19 protein-coding genes are annotated in these 17,849 nt (G+C 41.0%); 9 read left to right on the plus strand and 10 right to left on the minus strand.

Annotated elements, in window-relative coordinates; all coding sequences use genetic code 11:
- Nucleotides 1–47: 47 nt before the first annotated feature.
- The 4 genes from NSTC745_RS10850 to NSTC745_RS10865 all read right to left on the minus strand — a co-directional run bounded on the left by NSTC745_RS10850 (nt 48) and on the right by NSTC745_RS10865 (nt 3,190).
- Complete coding sequence (locus tag NSTC745_RS10850; RefSeq protein WP_445637140.1) at nt 48–431, minus strand: aspartyl protease; 384 nt, start codon at nt 429–431, stop codon at nt 48–50.
- Entirely contained in the window at nt 428–742 is a 315-nt protein-coding gene (locus tag NSTC745_RS10855) for a hypothetical protein (protein WP_445637141.1), read from the minus strand. The genes NSTC745_RS10850 and NSTC745_RS10855 overlap by 4 nt, the downstream gene beginning before the upstream one ends.
- A 322-nt stretch (nt 743–1,064) precedes the next feature.
- Nucleotides 1,065–1,190, minus strand: a complete 126-nt coding sequence (locus NSTC745_RS10860; RefSeq protein ID WP_445638575.1) for an SUMF1/EgtB/PvdO family nonheme iron enzyme — start codon at nt 1,188–1,190, stop codon at nt 1,065–1,067.
- A 173-nt stretch (nt 1,191–1,363) separates the two neighbouring features.
- Nucleotides 1,364–3,190 carry an SUMF1/EgtB/PvdO family nonheme iron enzyme gene (locus NSTC745_RS10865; RefSeq protein ID WP_445637142.1) on the minus strand — a complete coding sequence of 609 codons (1,827 nt, stop codon included), beginning with the start codon at nt 3,188–3,190 and terminating at the stop codon, nt 1,364–1,366.
- Between the two features lie 265 nt (nt 3,191–3,455).
- Between NSTC745_RS10865 and NSTC745_RS10870 the strand changes: the two genes are divergently transcribed.
- Nucleotides 3,456–4,577, plus strand: a complete 1,122-nt coding sequence (locus NSTC745_RS10870) for a geranylgeranyl reductase family protein (protein WP_445637143.1) — start codon at nt 3,456–3,458, stop codon at nt 4,575–4,577.
- A gap of 174 nt (nt 4,578–4,751) precedes the next feature.
- Here the strand turns inward: NSTC745_RS10870 and NSTC745_RS10875 are convergent, their stop codons facing one another.
- Nucleotides 4,752–5,834: an ATP-dependent 6-phosphofructokinase gene (locus NSTC745_RS10875; protein WP_445637144.1), complete on the minus strand. Its 1,083-nt coding sequence runs from the start codon at nt 5,832–5,834 to the stop codon at nt 4,752–4,754.
- Between the two features lie 492 nt (nt 5,835–6,326).
- Between NSTC745_RS10875 and era the strand changes: the two genes are divergently transcribed.
- The 3 genes from era (at nt 6,327) to NSTC745_RS10890 (ending at nt 8,634) form a co-directional block, all read left to right on the plus strand.
- A complete protein-coding gene (gene era, locus NSTC745_RS10880; protein ID WP_445637145.1) occupies nt 6,327–7,301 on the plus strand; it encodes a GTPase Era in 975 nt (324 codons plus the stop codon).
- A gap of 206 nt (nt 7,302–7,507) precedes the next feature.
- Complete coding sequence (locus tag NSTC745_RS10885; RefSeq protein WP_445637146.1) at nt 7,508–8,137, plus strand: response regulator transcription factor; 630 nt, start codon at nt 7,508–7,510, stop codon at nt 8,135–8,137.
- Between the two features lie 56 nt (nt 8,138–8,193).
- Nucleotides 8,194–8,634, plus strand: coding sequence for a GNAT family N-acetyltransferase (locus tag NSTC745_RS10890; protein WP_445637147.1), 441 nt, complete (start codon nt 8,194–8,196; stop codon nt 8,632–8,634).
- 250 nt (nt 8,635–8,884) lie between these two features.
- Here the strand turns inward: NSTC745_RS10890 and NSTC745_RS10895 are convergent, their stop codons facing one another.
- The 3 genes from NSTC745_RS10895 to NSTC745_RS10905 all read right to left on the minus strand — a co-directional run bounded on the left by NSTC745_RS10895 (nt 8,885) and on the right by NSTC745_RS10905 (nt 11,091).
- On the minus strand, nt 8,885–9,091 hold the full coding sequence (locus NSTC745_RS10895) for a hypothetical protein (protein WP_445637148.1): 207 nt from the start codon (nt 9,089–9,091) through the stop codon (nt 8,885–8,887).
- A 190-nt stretch (nt 9,092–9,281) separates the two neighbouring features.
- Nucleotides 9,282–10,286: a DMT family transporter gene (locus NSTC745_RS10900; protein WP_445637149.1), complete on the minus strand. Its 1,005-nt coding sequence runs from the start codon at nt 10,284–10,286 to the stop codon at nt 9,282–9,284.
- Between the two features lie 145 nt (nt 10,287–10,431).
- Nucleotides 10,432–11,091, minus strand: coding sequence for a DNA-3-methyladenine glycosylase family protein (locus tag NSTC745_RS10905; protein WP_445637150.1), 660 nt, complete (start codon nt 11,089–11,091; stop codon nt 10,432–10,434).
- A 58-nt stretch (nt 11,092–11,149) separates the two neighbouring features.
- Between NSTC745_RS10905 and NSTC745_RS10910 the strand changes: the two genes are divergently transcribed.
- Nucleotides 11,150–11,782 (plus strand): YdeI/OmpD-associated family protein, encoded by a 633-nt coding sequence (locus NSTC745_RS10910; RefSeq protein ID WP_445637151.1) that lies wholly within the window; start codon nt 11,150–11,152, stop codon nt 11,780–11,782.
- Nucleotides 11,783–12,757: 975 nt separating this feature from the next.
- On the opposite strand, the gene NSTC745_RS10915 is transcribed toward NSTC745_RS10910, so the two are convergent.
- Nucleotides 12,758–13,327, minus strand: a complete 570-nt coding sequence (locus NSTC745_RS10915; protein WP_445637152.1) for a DUF3611 family protein — start codon at nt 13,325–13,327, stop codon at nt 12,758–12,760.
- A 347-nt stretch (nt 13,328–13,674) separates the two neighbouring features.
- On the opposite strand from NSTC745_RS10915, the gene NSTC745_RS10920 reads away from it, so the two are divergent.
- Together NSTC745_RS10920 and NSTC745_RS10925 are read left to right on the plus strand one after the other, a co-directional pair.
- A complete protein-coding gene (locus NSTC745_RS10920) occupies nt 13,675–14,148 on the plus strand; it encodes a TspO/MBR family protein (RefSeq protein WP_190955309.1) in 474 nt (157 codons plus the stop codon).
- Nucleotides 14,149–14,268: 120 nt separating this feature from the next.
- A complete protein-coding gene (locus tag NSTC745_RS10925) occupies nt 14,269–14,742 on the plus strand; it encodes a TspO/MBR family protein (protein ID WP_445637153.1) in 474 nt (157 codons plus the stop codon).
- 217 nt (nt 14,743–14,959) lie between these two features.
- Here NSTC745_RS10925 and NSTC745_RS10930 read toward each other — a convergent pair whose 3' ends face one another.
- Nucleotides 14,960–15,667, minus strand: a complete 708-nt coding sequence (locus NSTC745_RS10930) for a M15 family metallopeptidase (RefSeq protein ID WP_445637154.1) — start codon at nt 15,665–15,667, stop codon at nt 14,960–14,962.
- A 208-nt stretch (nt 15,668–15,875) separates the two neighbouring features.
- On the opposite strand from NSTC745_RS10930, the gene NSTC745_RS10935 reads away from it, so the two are divergent.
- Together NSTC745_RS10935 and NSTC745_RS10940 are read left to right on the plus strand one after the other, a co-directional pair.
- Complete coding sequence (locus NSTC745_RS10935; RefSeq protein WP_096534430.1) at nt 15,876–16,187, plus strand: CU044_2847 family protein; 312 nt, start codon at nt 15,876–15,878, stop codon at nt 16,185–16,187.
- A 60-nt stretch (nt 16,188–16,247) separates the two neighbouring features.
- Nucleotides 16,248–17,822, plus strand: coding sequence for a trypsin-like peptidase domain-containing protein (locus NSTC745_RS10940; protein ID WP_445637155.1), 1,575 nt, complete (start codon nt 16,248–16,250; stop codon nt 17,820–17,822).
- Nucleotides 17,823–17,849 lie beyond the last annotated feature (27 nt).

Here is a 17,849-nt window from a genome sequence, read left to right on the forward strand (position 1 = left end):
GAATTTAACCCATTCTTCAGCCTTTGTTTTACAGCTACGAATTACTACTAATCTCCTTGCACCACTTCTAAGGTCAAAATCCCTTTTGGTTTATTCACAACCAACTGCATAATATCCAACCACAGTGAACCGAGCAAAATATCAGGTAGTTGTTCTCCTACATGAACGGGAATGATAAATTCTTTGCCAGCAAAAACGACTTTTCCTTCATATAAATCAAAATACTCTAATCCTCTGGCAGTTTGCATCTCAATCTGAGGTATAACTATCGGCCATTCAATACCTTCCAAGTCTTGAGAATTAATCGCCAGCCACCCGGATGTAAAACCTGTATCAAGTATTGCTTCAACTTCAAATTGCTCGCCATTAGCTACAATTAATTGTATTTCAAAGAACAATTCTCCATTGTTACCAAACCTGCCCGCAATCATATCGTGCCGCAGGCTCCAATTTCGTTAAGGCGAAAGATAGTAAGTTTCGCATCTGCATTAATATATCGCGTGCGAATTTGCTCTAGCAAACCTTCTAGTTTCGCATCAATTAGATAGTTTTCGCTTTCTGCATCAATAGCGATAAACCAGTTGTAATGGTTGTCGATGAGTTGGGGACGAAGGCACTCAAAAATAGTACGACACCGCGCACCCAGTTCTTGACGTTGTGCTTGACGGAGATTTATTTCTTCAGGCGTAACGTTAGATTTCCTCCATTCCTGACTTCGGCTTGTTTTTGATAATTGAGTCATATTGAATAAAAGTAGATTAGAAGCAATATTTTAATTATTGCGTGCTATTGTTGATTGTCTATAAAATATTGGAATCGCTTTGGCTAAATCCAGCTAAATTTTGTAGGTTGGGTTGAATGAAGTGAAACCCAAGCATCTAGTAGATGTACTACTAAATTATCATCTGATTGAGTCGGACAAGTCTTCGGTTTTGCAACCTACCAAGCTATCCGACTCGGTTTTATATTCGGAGGTCGTCGCCTTCCCCACTGGTTCAGGTCTCTGGACTCCTTGGTGTACGCTCGATAAATTCCCATTTACCGACTCTGACTTTGAGGAGTACTCACGCCACAGCCACCGCAACCACACGAAAACCCACATTGTTGTTCCGATTCTCGCGCGCGTTGGAGTTACGGTTGGCAGACCGACAGAACTGGCCATTGTTGTTCCAGGAACCGCCACGCAGCAGCTAAATTAACCTGCACCATCCTCAAATTCTCAAAAAGTGAGAAATTTGATTAAATGTAGTGTATAATGGTTTTGATATCAAGATACCAGATTTTAAAAAAGTTTTCGATACGCCGTCAGGCGTAATAAGGGAAAAGAATTAAGAAGTGAAAGAGTGCAAAGAGTAAGGAGTACTCACGCCAAAGCTGCCGCAACCAGCCGAAAACCCACGATGTAATTGCGATTCTCGCGCGAGTAGCCGCTACGGACGGCAGAGCGACAGGACTGGGCAAGGTAGTACCACGAACTGCCACGCAGCAACTTTACGTTATTATCTTTACCAGATAACCACGGACTACCATCTGTCGGTGCGCCTTGGTAATTACTGTTGTATATATCTTGACACCATTCATCTACATTACCACACATATCATATAAACCGAAAGAGTTTGGCGGAAATTTCCCAACATCTGTTGTTTGCTGTCGATATTCACCTTTGGGTGCAGCACCGTAGGGAAAGTTACCGTTATAGTTGACTAAATCTGTGGTAATTGTTTCGCCAAAATAAAACGGCGTAGTCGTCCCAGCACGACAAGCATATTCCCATTCGGCTTCGCTCGGTAGGCGATAAGTGCGTCCTGTCTTCTGACTCAACTTTTGACAAAACTCTACTGCATCATCCCAACTCACTTTTTCTACAGGTCGTTTCTCACCTTTGAAATTGGAAGGATTTGTCCCCATAATTGCTTGATACTGTTCCTGGGTGACTTCATATTTACCCATGAAAAAACCAGCTACTTTTACCTCACGCTGGGGACTTTCATCTGAATCTCGTTGCGCTTCTCCTTCCGGTGAACCCATCGTAAAAGTTCCGCCTGGTATCTGCACCATTTCCAAGGTGACACCATTCCCCAAGTCTTCAACAAAATATTTCGCTTCCCTATTGCTGCGGTTGTTGATTTTTCCCTGTGCGTCTACCGTCACCGTTTCAAATTGAAAAGTTTGTAAGCTATTGGAGGAGGTAGGAGTTGTATTGCGGTTTCCAGATTTAAACAAAGATAACAAACGCTCTCCAATAACAGCTAAACTAATCCCTGCAACTGTCCACCCCGCAATTTGAATTACCCGACGACGTGACAAGTTTAGTATGGGTTGCGGTTGGGGTTTCGATGCAGGCGGTGGCGGTGGTCGTCGTTGCGGTTGTTGTGGTGTCAGTGCTTGCAACGCCTCCACTGCTGAGGGATACCTGTCTCGAAAGTGATAACTCACCATCTTATTCAACACGCCTGCAAATTTCTCGCTAACATTTGCCCAATTGCGCCAAATTATTTCACCATTGGTGGGATCTTTTGGTAGTTCGTGGGGTTGTAAACCTGTCAAGGCATAAATTCCCAACATTCCCACCGCGTAAACATCGCTGCATAATTTTGGTTGTCCGGCTGCTTGTTCGCTTGGCATATAACCATGCGTACCAATGGCAACGCTAACACTGGTTTGACCTTGGGCGTTCACCATCATGGTGTTAACTTCTTTAACTGCGCCAAAATCAATCAGCACTATTTTGCTATCTTGATGGCGACGCATGATGTTCTGGGTTTTAATGTCGCGGTGGATGATGTTCTTTTTGTGAACTACTGCTAAGATTTCGAGAATTTCTTGTAATAGTTTTATGACTTCTTTTTCAGTTAACCGCTTACCAGGACTGATTTCTTGGCTTAAGTCTTCGCCATCTACAAATTCTTGGACTAAATAAAATTGACCCTGTTCTTCAAAGTGGGCAAATAATCGCGGTATCTGGTCGCTATCATTTCCTAAGCGGTATAAAACTTGGGCTTCGCTATCAAATAATCTTCTAACGATTTGTAATACTGTTGGGTCGGAGTTGGGTTTGAGGTGTTTGACTACACACTTGGGATGGTTGGGTAAGTCTAAGTCTTCAGCAAGGTAAGTGTCGCCAAATCCGCCGCTACCTAAGAGTTTGATAATTTTGTAGCGATTTCGCAGAATTTCGCCTGTTAGCATCAGCTTTATCCGACAGGAAGATGAATTATGTTAATTCTGCCAAATTTTACACCTGTAGGACAATATTTGGTGTTTTAGACGCGAGGATCGTTAGACCGATGAATCATTAGACGCGATGATCGTTAGACGCGATGAATCGCGTCTCTACAATACAATACCTGCGCTGTAGGTTGGGTTTCGTTCCTCAACCCAACCTACAAAAAAATCGCTCAGGTATTGGTAGGCGCGTTAGCTTAAACTAATTGAGAAGCAAAATTTCAGCAATATGTACGATTGCATCATTGTCGGTGCTGGGCCAGCTGGTGGAACGGCTGCATATCATTTAGCTAAGCAGGGACGCTCAGTATTAGTTTTAGAAAAAGAATCCCTGCCAAGATATAAACCTTGTGGTGGTGGTGTATCTCCAGCGATCGCTCAATGGTTTGACTTTGATTTTAGCCCAGCGATTTCTTTAAAAGCAGACTCGCTGCGCTTTACCTGGAAACTAGGCGATCCCGTGGAAGCGAAAATCGCTACAAAAGAACCAGTTTGGATGGTGCGGCGGGATGTTTTCGATCATTTTTTAGTCCAGCAAGCCCAGAAACAAGGGGCAAAACTCCAAGATAATACTGAAGTAACTGGTATCGAATTTCAAAAAGATTGCTGGCAAGTTAACACAGCCAACGAGCCAGTTACAGGACGCTACTTAATCGCGGCTGATGGTGCAAAAGGCCCGATGGCGAAATGGCTGGGTTTCAAAGAACGCAAACGTCTCTTTACAGGAGCTTTGGAAGCAGAAGTTCCTGGTATTGCAGATAACAACCCGACAATTTATTTTGATTTTGGCTTGGCTAAAAACGGCTATCTGTGGAACTTTCCGAAAGCTGATGGCTATTCCATAGGTGTCGGGACGTTTATCGGGCGTCAACCCCAGAACTTCAAAAAGATTTTGGATGAGTACGCCAAATCGTTAAACGTAGACCTCACAACCACCAAGCAATACGGTCATCCCCTTTGTATTTGGGATGGTAATCAAAAGCTGCATACCCAAAATGCCCTTTTAGCTGGTGAAGCTGCTTGTATAGTCGATCCGATGACAGCAGAAGGCATTCGCCCTTCAATTTTTAGCGGTTTGCTTGCGGCCGCAACCATCAATGAAGCACTTGCTGGTGACATCAACGCCCTAGAAAAATACAGCGAAGCCATTAACGAAGAATGGGGTACTGAAATGGCTTGGGCACAAAAATTAGCCAAAGCATTCTATTTGTTTGCCAACATTGGCTACAAAGTTGGTATTAAACACCCCTCAGCTCCCCAAGTCATGGGTAAAATTATGTGCGGCGAACTCCGCTATGGCGATGTTGCTACTCGTGCGCTGAAGCATTTAATTCCTGGGTTTAGTAATTGAGAGTTAGGAGTGAGGAGTGAGGAGTTTGGAGTTTGGAGTTAGGAATTAGGAGTTTGGAGTTAAGAGTTGGGAGTTTGGAGTTAGGAATTAGGAGTTGGGAGTTGGGAGTTTCGAGTTATTATTCTCCTCTGCTCCCCTGCTCCCCATCTCCCCATCTCCCCATCTCCCCAGTCCCTAATCTCCCAAATAAATACCCATACCACGGGCGGTTTTAACTAAGGTACCGTTGGGATCGACGGCGCTGTATTGAGCGATCGCTTCTGTAATTGGTATGCTTAATACTTTGCGATTTTGCCAGGTGACCATGCGATCGTATTTACCCTCTGCAATCAGATTAACTGCGGCTACGCCAAAGGCTGTGGCAACTAATCTATCCAGTGGCGAAGCAGTTCCACCGCGTTGAATGTGTCCTAAAACGGTAACTCGCGTTTCTACACCAATGTGCTGAATAATTCGATCCGCGAGATATTCACCAATTCCACCGTAGCGAGATTGACCTAAGCGATTTGTAATTGTGACGTTTTCCCCATCTTGGGTACGAACAGCTTCGGAAACAATAATCAAACAATAATTTTTGCCTTTTTCTTGGCGTTCTTTGATTTTGTAGCAAATGTGTTCTACAGTGTAGGGAATTTCGGGAATTAAAATGACATTTGCTCCGCCTGCAATTCCCGCAGCTATGGCTATGTGTCCTGCATCGCGCCCCATGACTTCCAAAATCATGACTCGGCTATGACTTGCAGCGGTAAAATGTAACCGATCTAATGCTTCCGTGGCAATATTTACTGCTGTATCAAAACCAATGGCGTGTTCGGTAACGCCAATATCATTATCAATAGTTTTAGGAATTCCAACTAAGTTAATACCGCCTTGTTGTGCGAGGCGGCGGAGAATTGCCAAACTACCATCGCCGCCAATACCAATCAAAGCATCTAATCCTAGTTCATGGTAACCTGCAATGATTTCTTCGGAGCGATCGCATAGACTTCCATCCGCCATTGGAAAAGCAAAAGGATCGCCTTTATTAGTTGTTCCCAACATTGTGCCACCCGCAGTTAACAGCGAATCAACTTTATCTATTTCCAAGTTCGTGAATTGTGGCGGACGCGCCATTAATCCGAGAGTGGCTTGATGAATTCCTAGAACCTCCCAGCCGTAAGTACTCACCGCACAATTTACTACGGCCCTGATGGCAGCATTCAACCCAGAACAATCTCCTCCACTAGTAAGAATTCCAATGCGTTTGGGTTCTCCCATATCTTTTCTTGACATTTCGATCCAAATATATCTATTAGCTGATTAGACTTAAGCCTGAGTAAGTAATAGATTAAACCTAAACAAACCTCTCTCTGTAAATGCAAAGGTAATTTTATGTTGCTTTTGTGTTTAAAAACAAAACTATGTTTAATAATTCATAACTCAAAAGCTAGGAGTCAGAATTCAGGAGTAAAGCTGAAGACTTTCGAGTCAGGCGTCAGAATGCCTCGAAAATCAAGGCTACTATGGGTACTTGACTTTGTTCAAATTTATCAAGTTGGGCTTTCCAAGTCCGAGCAAAAATTCACCTATTCTCGATTCTGACTCCTGAATTGTGGATTCTGAATTCTGACAACTAACTGACCCCAGCTGTAAAATATGAGTGTGGAGGTAGTAGTAGATTAAACCTCAAAAGTAATCGCCGAAAATGCTAGGGTGATTCTATGTCTGTTTTCAAAACAAGAAAAAACCAAGTTATTTCAACTCTAAAATATGAAGGTGGAGCAAAAGGTGACTAGTATTGATAATTACACCTTCTCTTTTTCAGGAGAAGTAACAATCCCTGAGGCTCCTCCTGGTTTTAAATCAGGTTTTATCGGCATTATTGGTCGGCCAAATGTCGGTAAATCTACTTTGATGAATGAATTGGTAGGGCAAAAAATCGCTATCACATCACCAGTAGCGCAAACCACACGTAACCGTTTGCGCGGCATTTTAACTACATCAGAAGCGCAGTTAATATTTGTAGATACACCAGGAATTCATAAGCCCCACCATCAATTAGGGGAAGTATTGGTGCAAAATGCCAAAATAGCCATTGAATCGGTAGATGTAGTCCTTTTTGTGGTAGATGGAGCAGTGGCTTGTGGAGCAGGCGATCGCTACATTGCCGATTTGCTCAGTCGCACCCAAACACCAGTAGTTATGGGTTTGAACAAAATCGACCAACAACCCGCCGATTCGCAGTTTTTAGATGATAGTTACGCCCAAATGGCCAAGTCCCACGAATGGGAAATGGTGAAATTTTCTGCCAAAACGACCGCAGGATTACCACAACTGCAACAATTATTAATCGAACATTTAGAAATCGGCCCGTTATATTATCCGCCCGACTTGGTAACCGACCAACCAGAACGCTTTATTATGGGCGAATTGATCCGAGAACAAATTATACTTTTGACTCGTGAAGAAGTACCCCATTCAGTAGCGATCGCCATTGACCAAGTAGAAGAAACTCCTAACATTACCCGCGTACTCGCTACCATCAACGTCGAACGCGATTCCCAAAAAGGCATACTCATTGGTAAAGGCGGATCGATGCTCAAAGCAATTGGTAGCGCAGCCCGCGAACAAATTCAAAAATTAATTGCCGGCAAAGTCTACCTAGAACTATTCGTGAAAGTCGAGCCAAAATGGCGACAATCGCGGGTGAGTTTAGCCGAGTTAGGCTATCGCGTGGAAGAATAAAAAATTGTCATTGGTCATTGGTCATTGGTCATTGGTCATTGGTCATTGGTCATTGGTCAAAGAACGAAGAACAAATGACAAAGCGCAAAGTCTGAGCGCCGGCTTCCGGCGATGCCTCCGGCAAAGCGAAGCGCGAACGGAACTTTGTAAGAGAGGACAACGGACAAATGACTAATGACTAATGACTAATGACTAATAACTAACTTATGTTAAAAGTATTAATTGTTGAAGACGATCCAATGATGCAACTGGGATTAGAGCAATCTTTAATGGCTCATCCCGATTTGGAAATTGTTGGACAAGCCGAAGATGGGTATTTGGGGGTGCAAGCTGCACTGCAACTAAAACCAGACGTGGTGGTTATGGACATTGGGTTGCCGCGATTAGATGGCATTGCAGCAACGCAACAAATTAAGGCAGCGCTACCAGCAACTCATGTAGTGATGTTGACATCCCATCAAACGGAGACAGAAATTATTGCTGCACTGTCTAGCGGTGCCGATGCGTATTGTATTAAAGGTGCAAGTGTGGAACGATTGTTAAATGCGATCGCTGCCGCAGTTGATGGTGCAGCTTATCTCGATCCGCAAATTGCCCGACAAGTTATTGACAATCTTAAACCACCCTCACCCACCAACAACACTGCTAACTTATCTGCGCGTGAATTAGAAGTATTGAAACTCATGGTAGACGGATTGAGCAACCCAGAAATTGCACAAAAACTCTATCTCAGTCCCAATACGGTCAAAACTCACGTCCGAGGGATTATGAATAAATTAGCAGTGGACGATCGCGTACAAGCAGCGGTAGTTGCATTGCGATCGGGTTTGGTTTGATTAATAAACTTTGTGCTTTGTAGATTACTAATGACTACTTAAAATTTGATTTTTTGATGTCAGAACAAATCCAAGCCTTCAGTACCGAATATTTAGATCGGTGCGCCTATTTATATGTTGAAGTGTTTAATAGTGAACCTTGGAACGAGGAATGGAGTTTTAATACTGCAAGAACCCGCTTGTTTGAAATTATAAATACACCAGGTTTTGTGGGATTTGTATTTGAACAAGATGAATTGCTAGGGTTCCTGGCAGGTTATTGTAAGCAAGGGCAAAAAAGTAAAAGCTTTTATCTAGAAGAAATCTGTGTCAGACTTGATAAGCAGCGTCAAGGAATTGGCACAAAGCTACTCAACAAATTAATGGATACTCTAATTTATATTGAAGTTAACAGAGTTTATTTATTGACCAATAAGGATGGACAAGCAGAGACTTTTTACACGAAACATGGTTATCAAAGAAATCAGCAAATGATTTTTATGAGAAAACAGTTTTAGAAATGAGCAAAAACGATGGCATTCAGAAGTAAAACAGCGTTTATAGCTGGCATGAATCGTTGTGTATTTCACCAAACTTTAAATCTGTATGGGTTAACTAACAATTTTAGACGTAGCTTGCTTCTTGCAGAACGAGTATAAATTAACTTCCTCTCACACCTTTTGAAATTTTGGATTTTGAAGTTTTAATCCAAAATCCAAAATTTCAAATCTAAAGTTTGGTGATTTATTTGGTTATTCATCTATCGATTTAGTTTTGATGTCCGCGTTCAATGTCTTGTGATATCAAAACTTGGGGTAGATGCTCAGTATTTACCTGTTCTTTTTGCGACAGTTCCTCTGCTTTTCCTTCCCATGAGTAGTTGCAAATTTTAGTACTAAGTACTAAACCCAGCGTTTTGTTAATCATAAACGCGAAGCTATCGATGAAAATGAAGTCCAAAGTTCGACTAATCATAAATTCCTTTTCAGCTTTGTAGCATCAACTAACATTTATCTACACATGAGACAATGTAGTTTCCAGAAATTTACTGTTTCAAAATTTGTTAATTTATAATTCCTATAAATAAAAACTGCTGTGGTATACGTATATCTAAAGATATAGATATTAGGGGGTGTAACCCTACACCCCTACTCCAGATTATGAATTAATTAGTAGTAGACGATCGCGTGGAATCCTGCATGGTATTGTTAACACTAGATTTAATCGATTCTTTGTTAGAAGTCGCTAGATAAATACCTCCTAAAATTAAAGCCAGCCCTAGCAAGTTAAAAATACTCAAATTTTCTGAAAAAAGTATCCAAGCAACAATCGCAACAATCACTGGATTGAGTAACAAGAGTAATGAGATGAATCCCGAAGAAAAAGTTTTCAGGCTGTATACAATCAGCCCATGACCTAAGGCTTCACAAATAGCACCTAAGGCAAATACTACTAGCCATCCCGATAAGGTAACTGGGAAAACTTGTTTTTCAAAGATTAGCACTACTGGTATCATCAATGAAGTTGCGATCGCACAACGCCACACGAGTATGGTAAGAATTGAAAATTTATTGCGAATCTGCTCGATAAATAAAAAGTTTGCTGCATAAAAAACCGATGAAATGACGGCAACAACATCACCTGTAATATTATTATTAGAGTGTAATAAATCTTCAAATCCAACAGCGATCGCACCCACTACAGCCAAAATCAAACCGATGATAAATTTGCGCCCAAAAATTTGACCAAAAAATAGCCATCCTCCTAATGTAGTAAATATCGGATTGAGACTACCTAAGGCATTAGCATTAGCAGCACCAGTTTGAGTTAGCGCCCAAGTCCAAGATAATCGCCCTAATACATGAACTAAACCCACTGCTATTAAAAACGCTATCTCTTTAATTCGATAAGGCTGCTCTGGTAAAATCGGTTTATCGTCTTGAATTTGAATACGTGCTTGATTAATTCCAGTCCATAATCCAAAGATAATAGTTGCTATCCACAAGCGATTAAATAACGTAGTAACAGCACTCATCTGGCTAACAGCAATTTTAATAAATATTGCTGTTGAAGATAAAGCTAATAATGCAATTATGACTACTATTATCGGCAGAATTTTTGAAGCTTTATCAGATTTTTCTTGTGTTAGGCTTAATTGATTTTCTACCATTTGATTATTATGAATTAAACAAACTGCCAATTTTCAATTGGTCATTAGTCATTAGTGATTGGTCATTTAGCGATAATAAAGGGTAAAAGACTGTCTTTTCCTATGGGAGATGCTGGGCTGCGCCAATACGTAGAAAATGTACAATTTAGAGGCGTATCAAGTTATTACTATTGGCATTATTGAGGTAGTAGTGCCAGAGAAGTCTTGCAGCGATCGCTCGCCACGGTCGCCAGTGTTGGGTCATTGCTTCGAGTTGTGCTGGTGTTGGACGTGTTCCCAAATTTTTGAGCTTTTGTAAAGCGATCGCTAACCCTAAATCGCCTTTGGGAAAGACATCAGGACGTTGCAGTGCCATGAGTAAATAAATATCAACTGTCCAATCTCCAATTCCTTTGAGACGCTTTAATTGAGTCCTGATAGTGGTTTCGTCCATTTTTGAGAGGTTATTTAGGTCAAGCTGACCACTGGCGATCGCATCCGCCAACCCACGACAGTATAAAATTTTTTGGCGACTGAATCCAACCCCTTTTAATTGAGCATCATCCAATGTGAGAAAATTTTCTGGCGTCAGCGTTACAACAACCCCAGATAAACGTGTAAATATAGCCTTTGCAGCTGCTAAGGAAACTTGTTGTTCCAGAATTATCCACACAAGCGTTGCAAAACCCGGTTCTCTTGACCAAATTGGTGGAGGCCCCAGTGTTTCTAAAATCTGAGCCAAATCATTGTCAACATTGGCAAGTGCCATTAAACCACGGCTAAAACTTTCTTCGGTCAGCGGTTCTAGTTCAGGTATTAGAGTCATTTTTGCAATAATTTTAATATCTCACAACTACTAAGGTATCAAATTTAACGCAAAGCAAATGTCGCAAAATTCAGAGATAAACCCAATCAAAACTGAGAATATCGATCTATCGAAACTGAATAAAGAATTCCCCACTTTTTGCCCCAATAGCCGCGAAGAATGGCGAAAATGGTTAGAAATAAACCATCTCACTTCTTCTGGTGTGTGGCTAATCTACTACAAAGTCAAAAGTGGTAAACCAAGTGTTCGATATACCGAAGCAGTAAAAGAAGCCTTATGTTTTGGTTGGATTGATAGTAAAGTCAAATCATTAGATGAAGAACGTTATATGCAAATTTTTACACCTCGAAAAGCAAAAAGTGTGTGGTCAAAATTAAATAAACAATATATTGAAGAACTTATCGAACAAGGTTTAATTACTAAAGCAGGCCTTGAAAAAATTGCAATTGCAAAAGAAAATGGAGCGTGGAATTCTTTAGATGCGATCAAAGCATTAACTATTCCCTTAGATTTAAAGCAGGCATTAGAAGCAAACAAAACTGCTAAAGATTATTTTGAGGCATTTAGCAACTCATCCAAAAAGAATATTCTTTTTTGGATTGAAAGTGCTAAACGTCCAGAAACAAGGTTGAAGAGAATCGAACAAACTGTTAATTCCGCAGTGCAGAACAAAAGCCCATTGGGACGCTAAAAGTTTTTGAATTTGTACACTATGTGTGAATTTAAATCTTGTGCGATCGCTTGGGCTAAACTATAGAACAAGGAGTCTTTAAATTTATAATGTTACTTCTAAGTAGAAGGACTAAATTAAACCTAACTCGATCTCGCCGGGTTTCGACTGCGCTCAACCCTCTTGGAATAAGCTTACCGAGCATTGAGCGTACCCTTAGGGATCTTGCTTGGCGTAGCGTCTCCCCTTGGGAGAAGTCGAAATGCGTCTTCTAAATAATTGTGTCCACCTACTTATAAGAAGTTCCGTCCCAGAAACTTTTAGAGGCGCATTTTTGCAAATTCTGAACTTTACACCTGTTGGCAGAGGAATATAAATTATAAATAAAGGCATACCTGTGTACGCCTTGATAGTCAATTCATTGATTAAAAATTATTTAAAAAAATGGCTGAACTCAATGGATTTTAATTAAAAGAGTTTGAGAACTGATTAGGGTCTAAATCAGGAGGAAATATTAAAATTTCCATACCTTCTAGTTTTGCTTTGTGGCACAATAAAATTGCCTTTTCTAAAGAACAATATTTAATTGGAACCCACCCGTCGTTATAAAAGTAGACAGTCACTCGGCTCATTGCATACTCTTTCAACGGTAGTGGAAGATGCCAGGACGAGTCCACAATTTGAACCTTACCTGTTGAGTCCATGCTTTGAACCTCTATTACTAAGTATATTTACCTCACCGATTTCTTCCACTACTTTCGCTCATTCAGGTGAGTATTAGTAACTATCATAGGTAATAAACAAATTTGTCTTAAAGTCGCAACTTTAAGACTTTAATACCGTTTCTTTGTGAAGCTGCATATATTTACCCCCGGCTACGCCGTCCCCCCGATCCTTTAGGGGGACTACAGGGAGTCTTGATTATGTGCATTAATGGAGTTCAAAGCCTCATTAATGAAGTTCAAAATTAGGAATTACGAACTACTTAAAGCGGTGCTAGTGTTGGTGGACTCGCTCCAGCAACCATAAAGAGGCGACAGTACCTACATAGTGAGCAGCAATCCCGGTGATGTCTGCCACAGCAACAAAAACATCCATCGGTCGAATAATCCTGTAGGGGTCAGTGATTGCTACTCCTGGAGGTTGAGATATGGATTTTGCCACTAGCACGAATATGGTTGAACCAGTACCGAAGAGAGTTAATAATATTCCTACTAAACTCAGAATTATCCCTAGACGGAGGATTTTAGTTGTATCTGGTTTACTGGGATGCAAAGCTGGATTGCGATTTTCTAGAGCTTCGCCTATGCGAGTGTAACGAAAATCCAAATAGAGACTAAATAACAATAGTATAATTCCGCATACAGCCCAAAATACGCCAATTCCAAGACCGGTATTTGGTTGTTGAACGAAGCCACGACCAGTCAAAGCGAACAATAGCGCTAAGACAGAAACCGCTCCAATTGCCAATTGCAACCATAAAGTAATCCAGCCTGTCAGGCGAATAGTATTACCAATTCCTCGCGTTTCTGGTGCTAGCGAACGCATTTCCGATTCAGTTTGCATATCAATCACCATTAAGTTTAATAACCTTATCCTCCTATTGCTCAGAATATTTCCCCGCTTTACCTTATACCCCCACCTTGAGACAGAATCGGGTTGTCATCTTGGGGAATAAATGGGAAGTGGGGCATGGGGCATAGGAAGGGGACAAGGGGAAAGATTAAATTTATTCCTTTTCCCTTTTCCCTTTAACCTTTTCCCATGCCCAATGCCCAATAATTTAAAATCCTGCCAAACGATGAAAAGTTATCAAACTCAAGGATGATGAGTCATTAACAGGTAAATTGACAAAATAACACTATAAAGAGTGATATTTCAGCGATAGATAGCGCTTGTAAAGGATAAGGGGCATGATTAAATCTTGGATGGTAATTGGCGGTGTGGCTTTCTTAGTTGCCCTGGCGGCTAACGCGATTACACCTGGCGATCGCCAATGGTTCAAGCGCTTACAACGGCCGAGATGGCTAACTTTTGAAGGCGCGATTCCAATTATTTGGACTGTAATATTTATTTGTGGTGCTTGGTCGGCTTATATTGTTTGGGAAAAAGATCCAGGGAGTACTTCAACCTGGTTAATCATGGGTTTATATTTGCTATTAGAAATTGTGACTATTGCCTATACGCCCGTAATGTTTAGGCTTCGTAGCTTAAAAGTAGGTACAATTCTCGGTGGCACAGGTTTTCTCATTGGTGCTTTGTTGATGCTTGCAGTCTTAAGTATTTCTGGTTGGGCAGCACTGTTACTAATTCCTTATTTGCTCTGGAGTCCCATCGGAACTTATACCACTTGGCAGATGATTAACCTCAATCCCCAAGATGCGTAGTACTATTTTAAATTTTTGATTTTTCTATTAAGATTAGCACCAGCGAATGATTTAACCTATCTTCTAAATTGTCAAACTTGCAGTGTATGGCTAGACAAAATACACAAGCAGGAGTGCAGTATGATTTCATCTTGGATAGTAATTGGGGCAATAACTTTTTTCGTCGCCCTTGGTAGTTTCTTTATCACGCCCCGCGATGTTAAATGGTTTGCAAAGTTAAGCCGCCCTCGATGGCTAGTTTTTGAGCCGCTGATTCCATTCATCTGGACTGCGATCTTTATTTCTGGTGCAGTTTCAGCCAATATTGTCTGGCAAAAAAATCCAGGAGGCGTAATTACTTGGCTATTAATGGCTTTGTACCTTTTAGTGGAAATTATCACAGTTGCCTACATACCTTTAATGCTGAGGTTTCGCAGTCTTAAAGTAGGAGAAAGACTCGGACTAGTTGGTTTAATTTCTGCCGTTGTCCTCGCTATCTGCGTTTTGCCGATTTCTCCGCTAGCAGCGTTTTTACTCCTTCCTTACTTGATTTGGACTCCCATAGGAACTTATACCACAGAGGAGTTAAGAGAGTTAAATCCCCAAGATGCTTGAAGAAGAATTCAGAATTCAGAATTCAGGAGTCAGAATAACAAAGTCATGTTTCACCATTTTTTCATCTGCTAATCGAACTCAAATTTACAGCATTTTTTAGGTAAATGAAGTACAGGGGTAGGGGCACAACAATGTTGTGCCCTTACGACGATCTGTACCTTACTCCTTTGCAATATGCTGTAATTCTGAATGCTAACTCCTGACTCCTGAATTCTTTCTACATAAGACGTCCATAACGGGCGTTAAAAGTATTAGCTGGATTACATTGATTATTCAGCCAAGCCCACATTTGATCGCCAAAAGAAAAATGCCACCATTCTTTAGGGTTGCGTTGAAAATCTGCTTTTAACATTACATCTTGCAATAGCTGACGGCGAGTATGATATTTTTCTGCTTGTGGCTCGTCACTATTGGCATAATAATCGGGATGCGATCGCCCTGACATTTCATCAATGGGCGAACCCATATTCACTATTTCCCCAGTATCGTCTACTAGCGTCACATCCACCGCAGCCCCGGTGCTGTGAGGTGGGGGAGTTTTTTCATCTAAACTCGGTACAGCCCAAATTTCATAAACCGCCTGCCAAATTTCTTGGCGTTGGTTTGCTGATAAGTCTGCCTCAATCAGTCCCCTTTCTCGTACTGCTTGCGCGAAGCTGTAATCTACCATAAATTGCTGGACTGCTACTGGGCGATAGGCATCAAATATTTGAATCCGCCATTTCGGACGCAACAATTCAAGGTAATTTTGCGCTCGAATCAAATTTTCAATGACGCTTTGACGGAGATAATAAGGAGAGTGTCTGCCATAAGGCGCACCTAACTTTTCATAAGGATGGGGAGATTCCACCGCAAACAATTCCAAAGGAATCTCCACCAAAGACTCGCCACACTCAAAAATCGGGATTTGATGATAAGGTCTCATCTAGTTAGCTACACAGGACTTACGGATTTTAACGCAAGCATAACATTCTGTGTAACTATCCTCTTCTTCCTCTGCGTCCTTTGCGCCTCTGCGTGCAATACAAATTTTCTCAAATTAATCGCGATCGAAAAATGTAACAATACCATATATCTTCTTCCCATTATTTAGGAAGATCCTTGCACGAAAGATTAACAGCAAAAAATCAACTATGGCAGATAGAACCAAAATTATTTCCTTTGAACTTTCTGACGGCAGAATAATTAAAGTAGAGGTTACGCCTATAGGCGAACAACCTGTTTCTGATGAAACCAGAGTTTTTAAACAAGCCACAGAAATTATTAAATCCATTGCTGAAGATGTCGCAGGTACATTAAAAGATATTAGCGAGACAGTCAAGCCAGATAAATTTAGTGTCAAACTAGGTTTACAAATTGGAGTTGAGTCAGGACAATTAACCGCTTTAATTGTCAAAGGAACAGGCACAGCTAACCTGGAAATTACGATGGAATGGGGTAAATAACAATTGATTGTCTTACACTTGTGGTAATCTTTTTACAAAGATGCTACGTGAGAGCAATTAATGGGTAACGAAGACGATTTACAACGCTGTACAGTGCGTTTAAATGTTGCCAGTAGTCAGGGAACAGGTTTTTTTGTTGCACCGAATTGGATTCTCACCTGCGCCCATGTGGTCGAATCTGCGAAAGATAACCCTGTGCAAGTATTCTGGAAAGCAGAAAACCAGAATTACACAGCTAAAGTTACGCAATTATGTAAATATCCTCTTGATTTAGCCCTTTTACGACTGGACGAGGATTGTTTGGATCATCCCTGTGTTGAATTGGATGACACAGAACCGAAAACCAACGATGATTTATATATTTTCGGTTATCCCAAGAATAGCGAAGTTGATTATTCGCTGGGAGATTCAGCAAGTTTTAAATATGAAGGAATAAGTTTTAAACAGGATATTATTCTCTATAAGTTAAAGCAAGGGCAAATTATCTCAGGGTTTAGTGGTTCGCCTTTACTAAATTTACTAACAGGTAAAGTTTGTGGAATTGTGCATCTTTCCCGTGATGAGGGTAACGATTTAGGTGGACGGGCAGTTTCGGTTCAAGTTATTGTGAAGCAATTTCCCGAAATTGCGTTACTTAATAAACAATTTCATCAGCAAAAGCCCAAAGGTGATAATCCATTTGAATATGGTCTTCCTGTTCCTCCAGAACGTTTTTACGGACGGAGAAAAGAGATTTTAGAAATTAAAAACCGCATTGGCGCGATTAGTCCTCAATGTGTCAATTTGGTAGGCCTGCGGCGCAATGGAAAAACCTCTCTATTGCGATATATCAAAGAAAAAATCAGCGAATTTTGTTCGCCAGAACAAAAGCCTTTGGTTGTTTTCTTAGATTTAACGAGTAAGAATTTTCACACTCCAGAAGGGATTATTGAAGGGTTAAGGCGAGGGATTCAGAAACTAACAGGGAATTATCCTTGGTCAAAGGAAGATAATGAAGATGGCTTTGCAGTAGAAGACGGCTTACAGGTGTTAGTAGATGAAGGGTATCGTTTAATTATTTTATTGGATGAATTTGAAGCGATTGCTAGTAAAAAAGATAGATTGGAATTGTTTCAGGATTGGGGAGAAGATTGGCGTTCTAAGGCTTCTGCGGGTTTATTAACAATGGTAATTGCCAGCAAACGCCCTCTTAATGAAGTTTACGAAACTTTGAGTCTGGGTTCTCCCTTTGCCAATATTTTCAGTACGACTATTTTAGGGGCATTAGACGAGGAAGCTTGGCAAAGAATCATCCAGAAAGGATTTCTGCCTAATTCTGCGGTATTACAATCGGTGGATGAGTTAGCAGGAGGGTTGCCCTATTATGTGCAGATGGCGGGGGCGATGTTGTGGCAATATGGGAATCAAGAAATAGCTAAAAATGAGTTTAATTTTCAAGCAAAGCCTCGTTTTGAAGAACTTTGGAAAGATTTAACCGAAGTTGAACGTTTAGCATTGCGTTATGAGTTGGGAGGGGGTAATTTACCTATTAGCGATCGGGCAATTGTAGATAGGCTTCAGCGTCATGGGTTATTACGGAAAGATGGGGGTTTATTTAGCAGTGTGTTTGCAGAGTTTGTGAAAGGTCAAAGATAAAGCAATAAGCCAAAAATTCAAACATTA

Source organism: Nostoc sp. DSM 114161 (genome assembly GCF_052692665.1).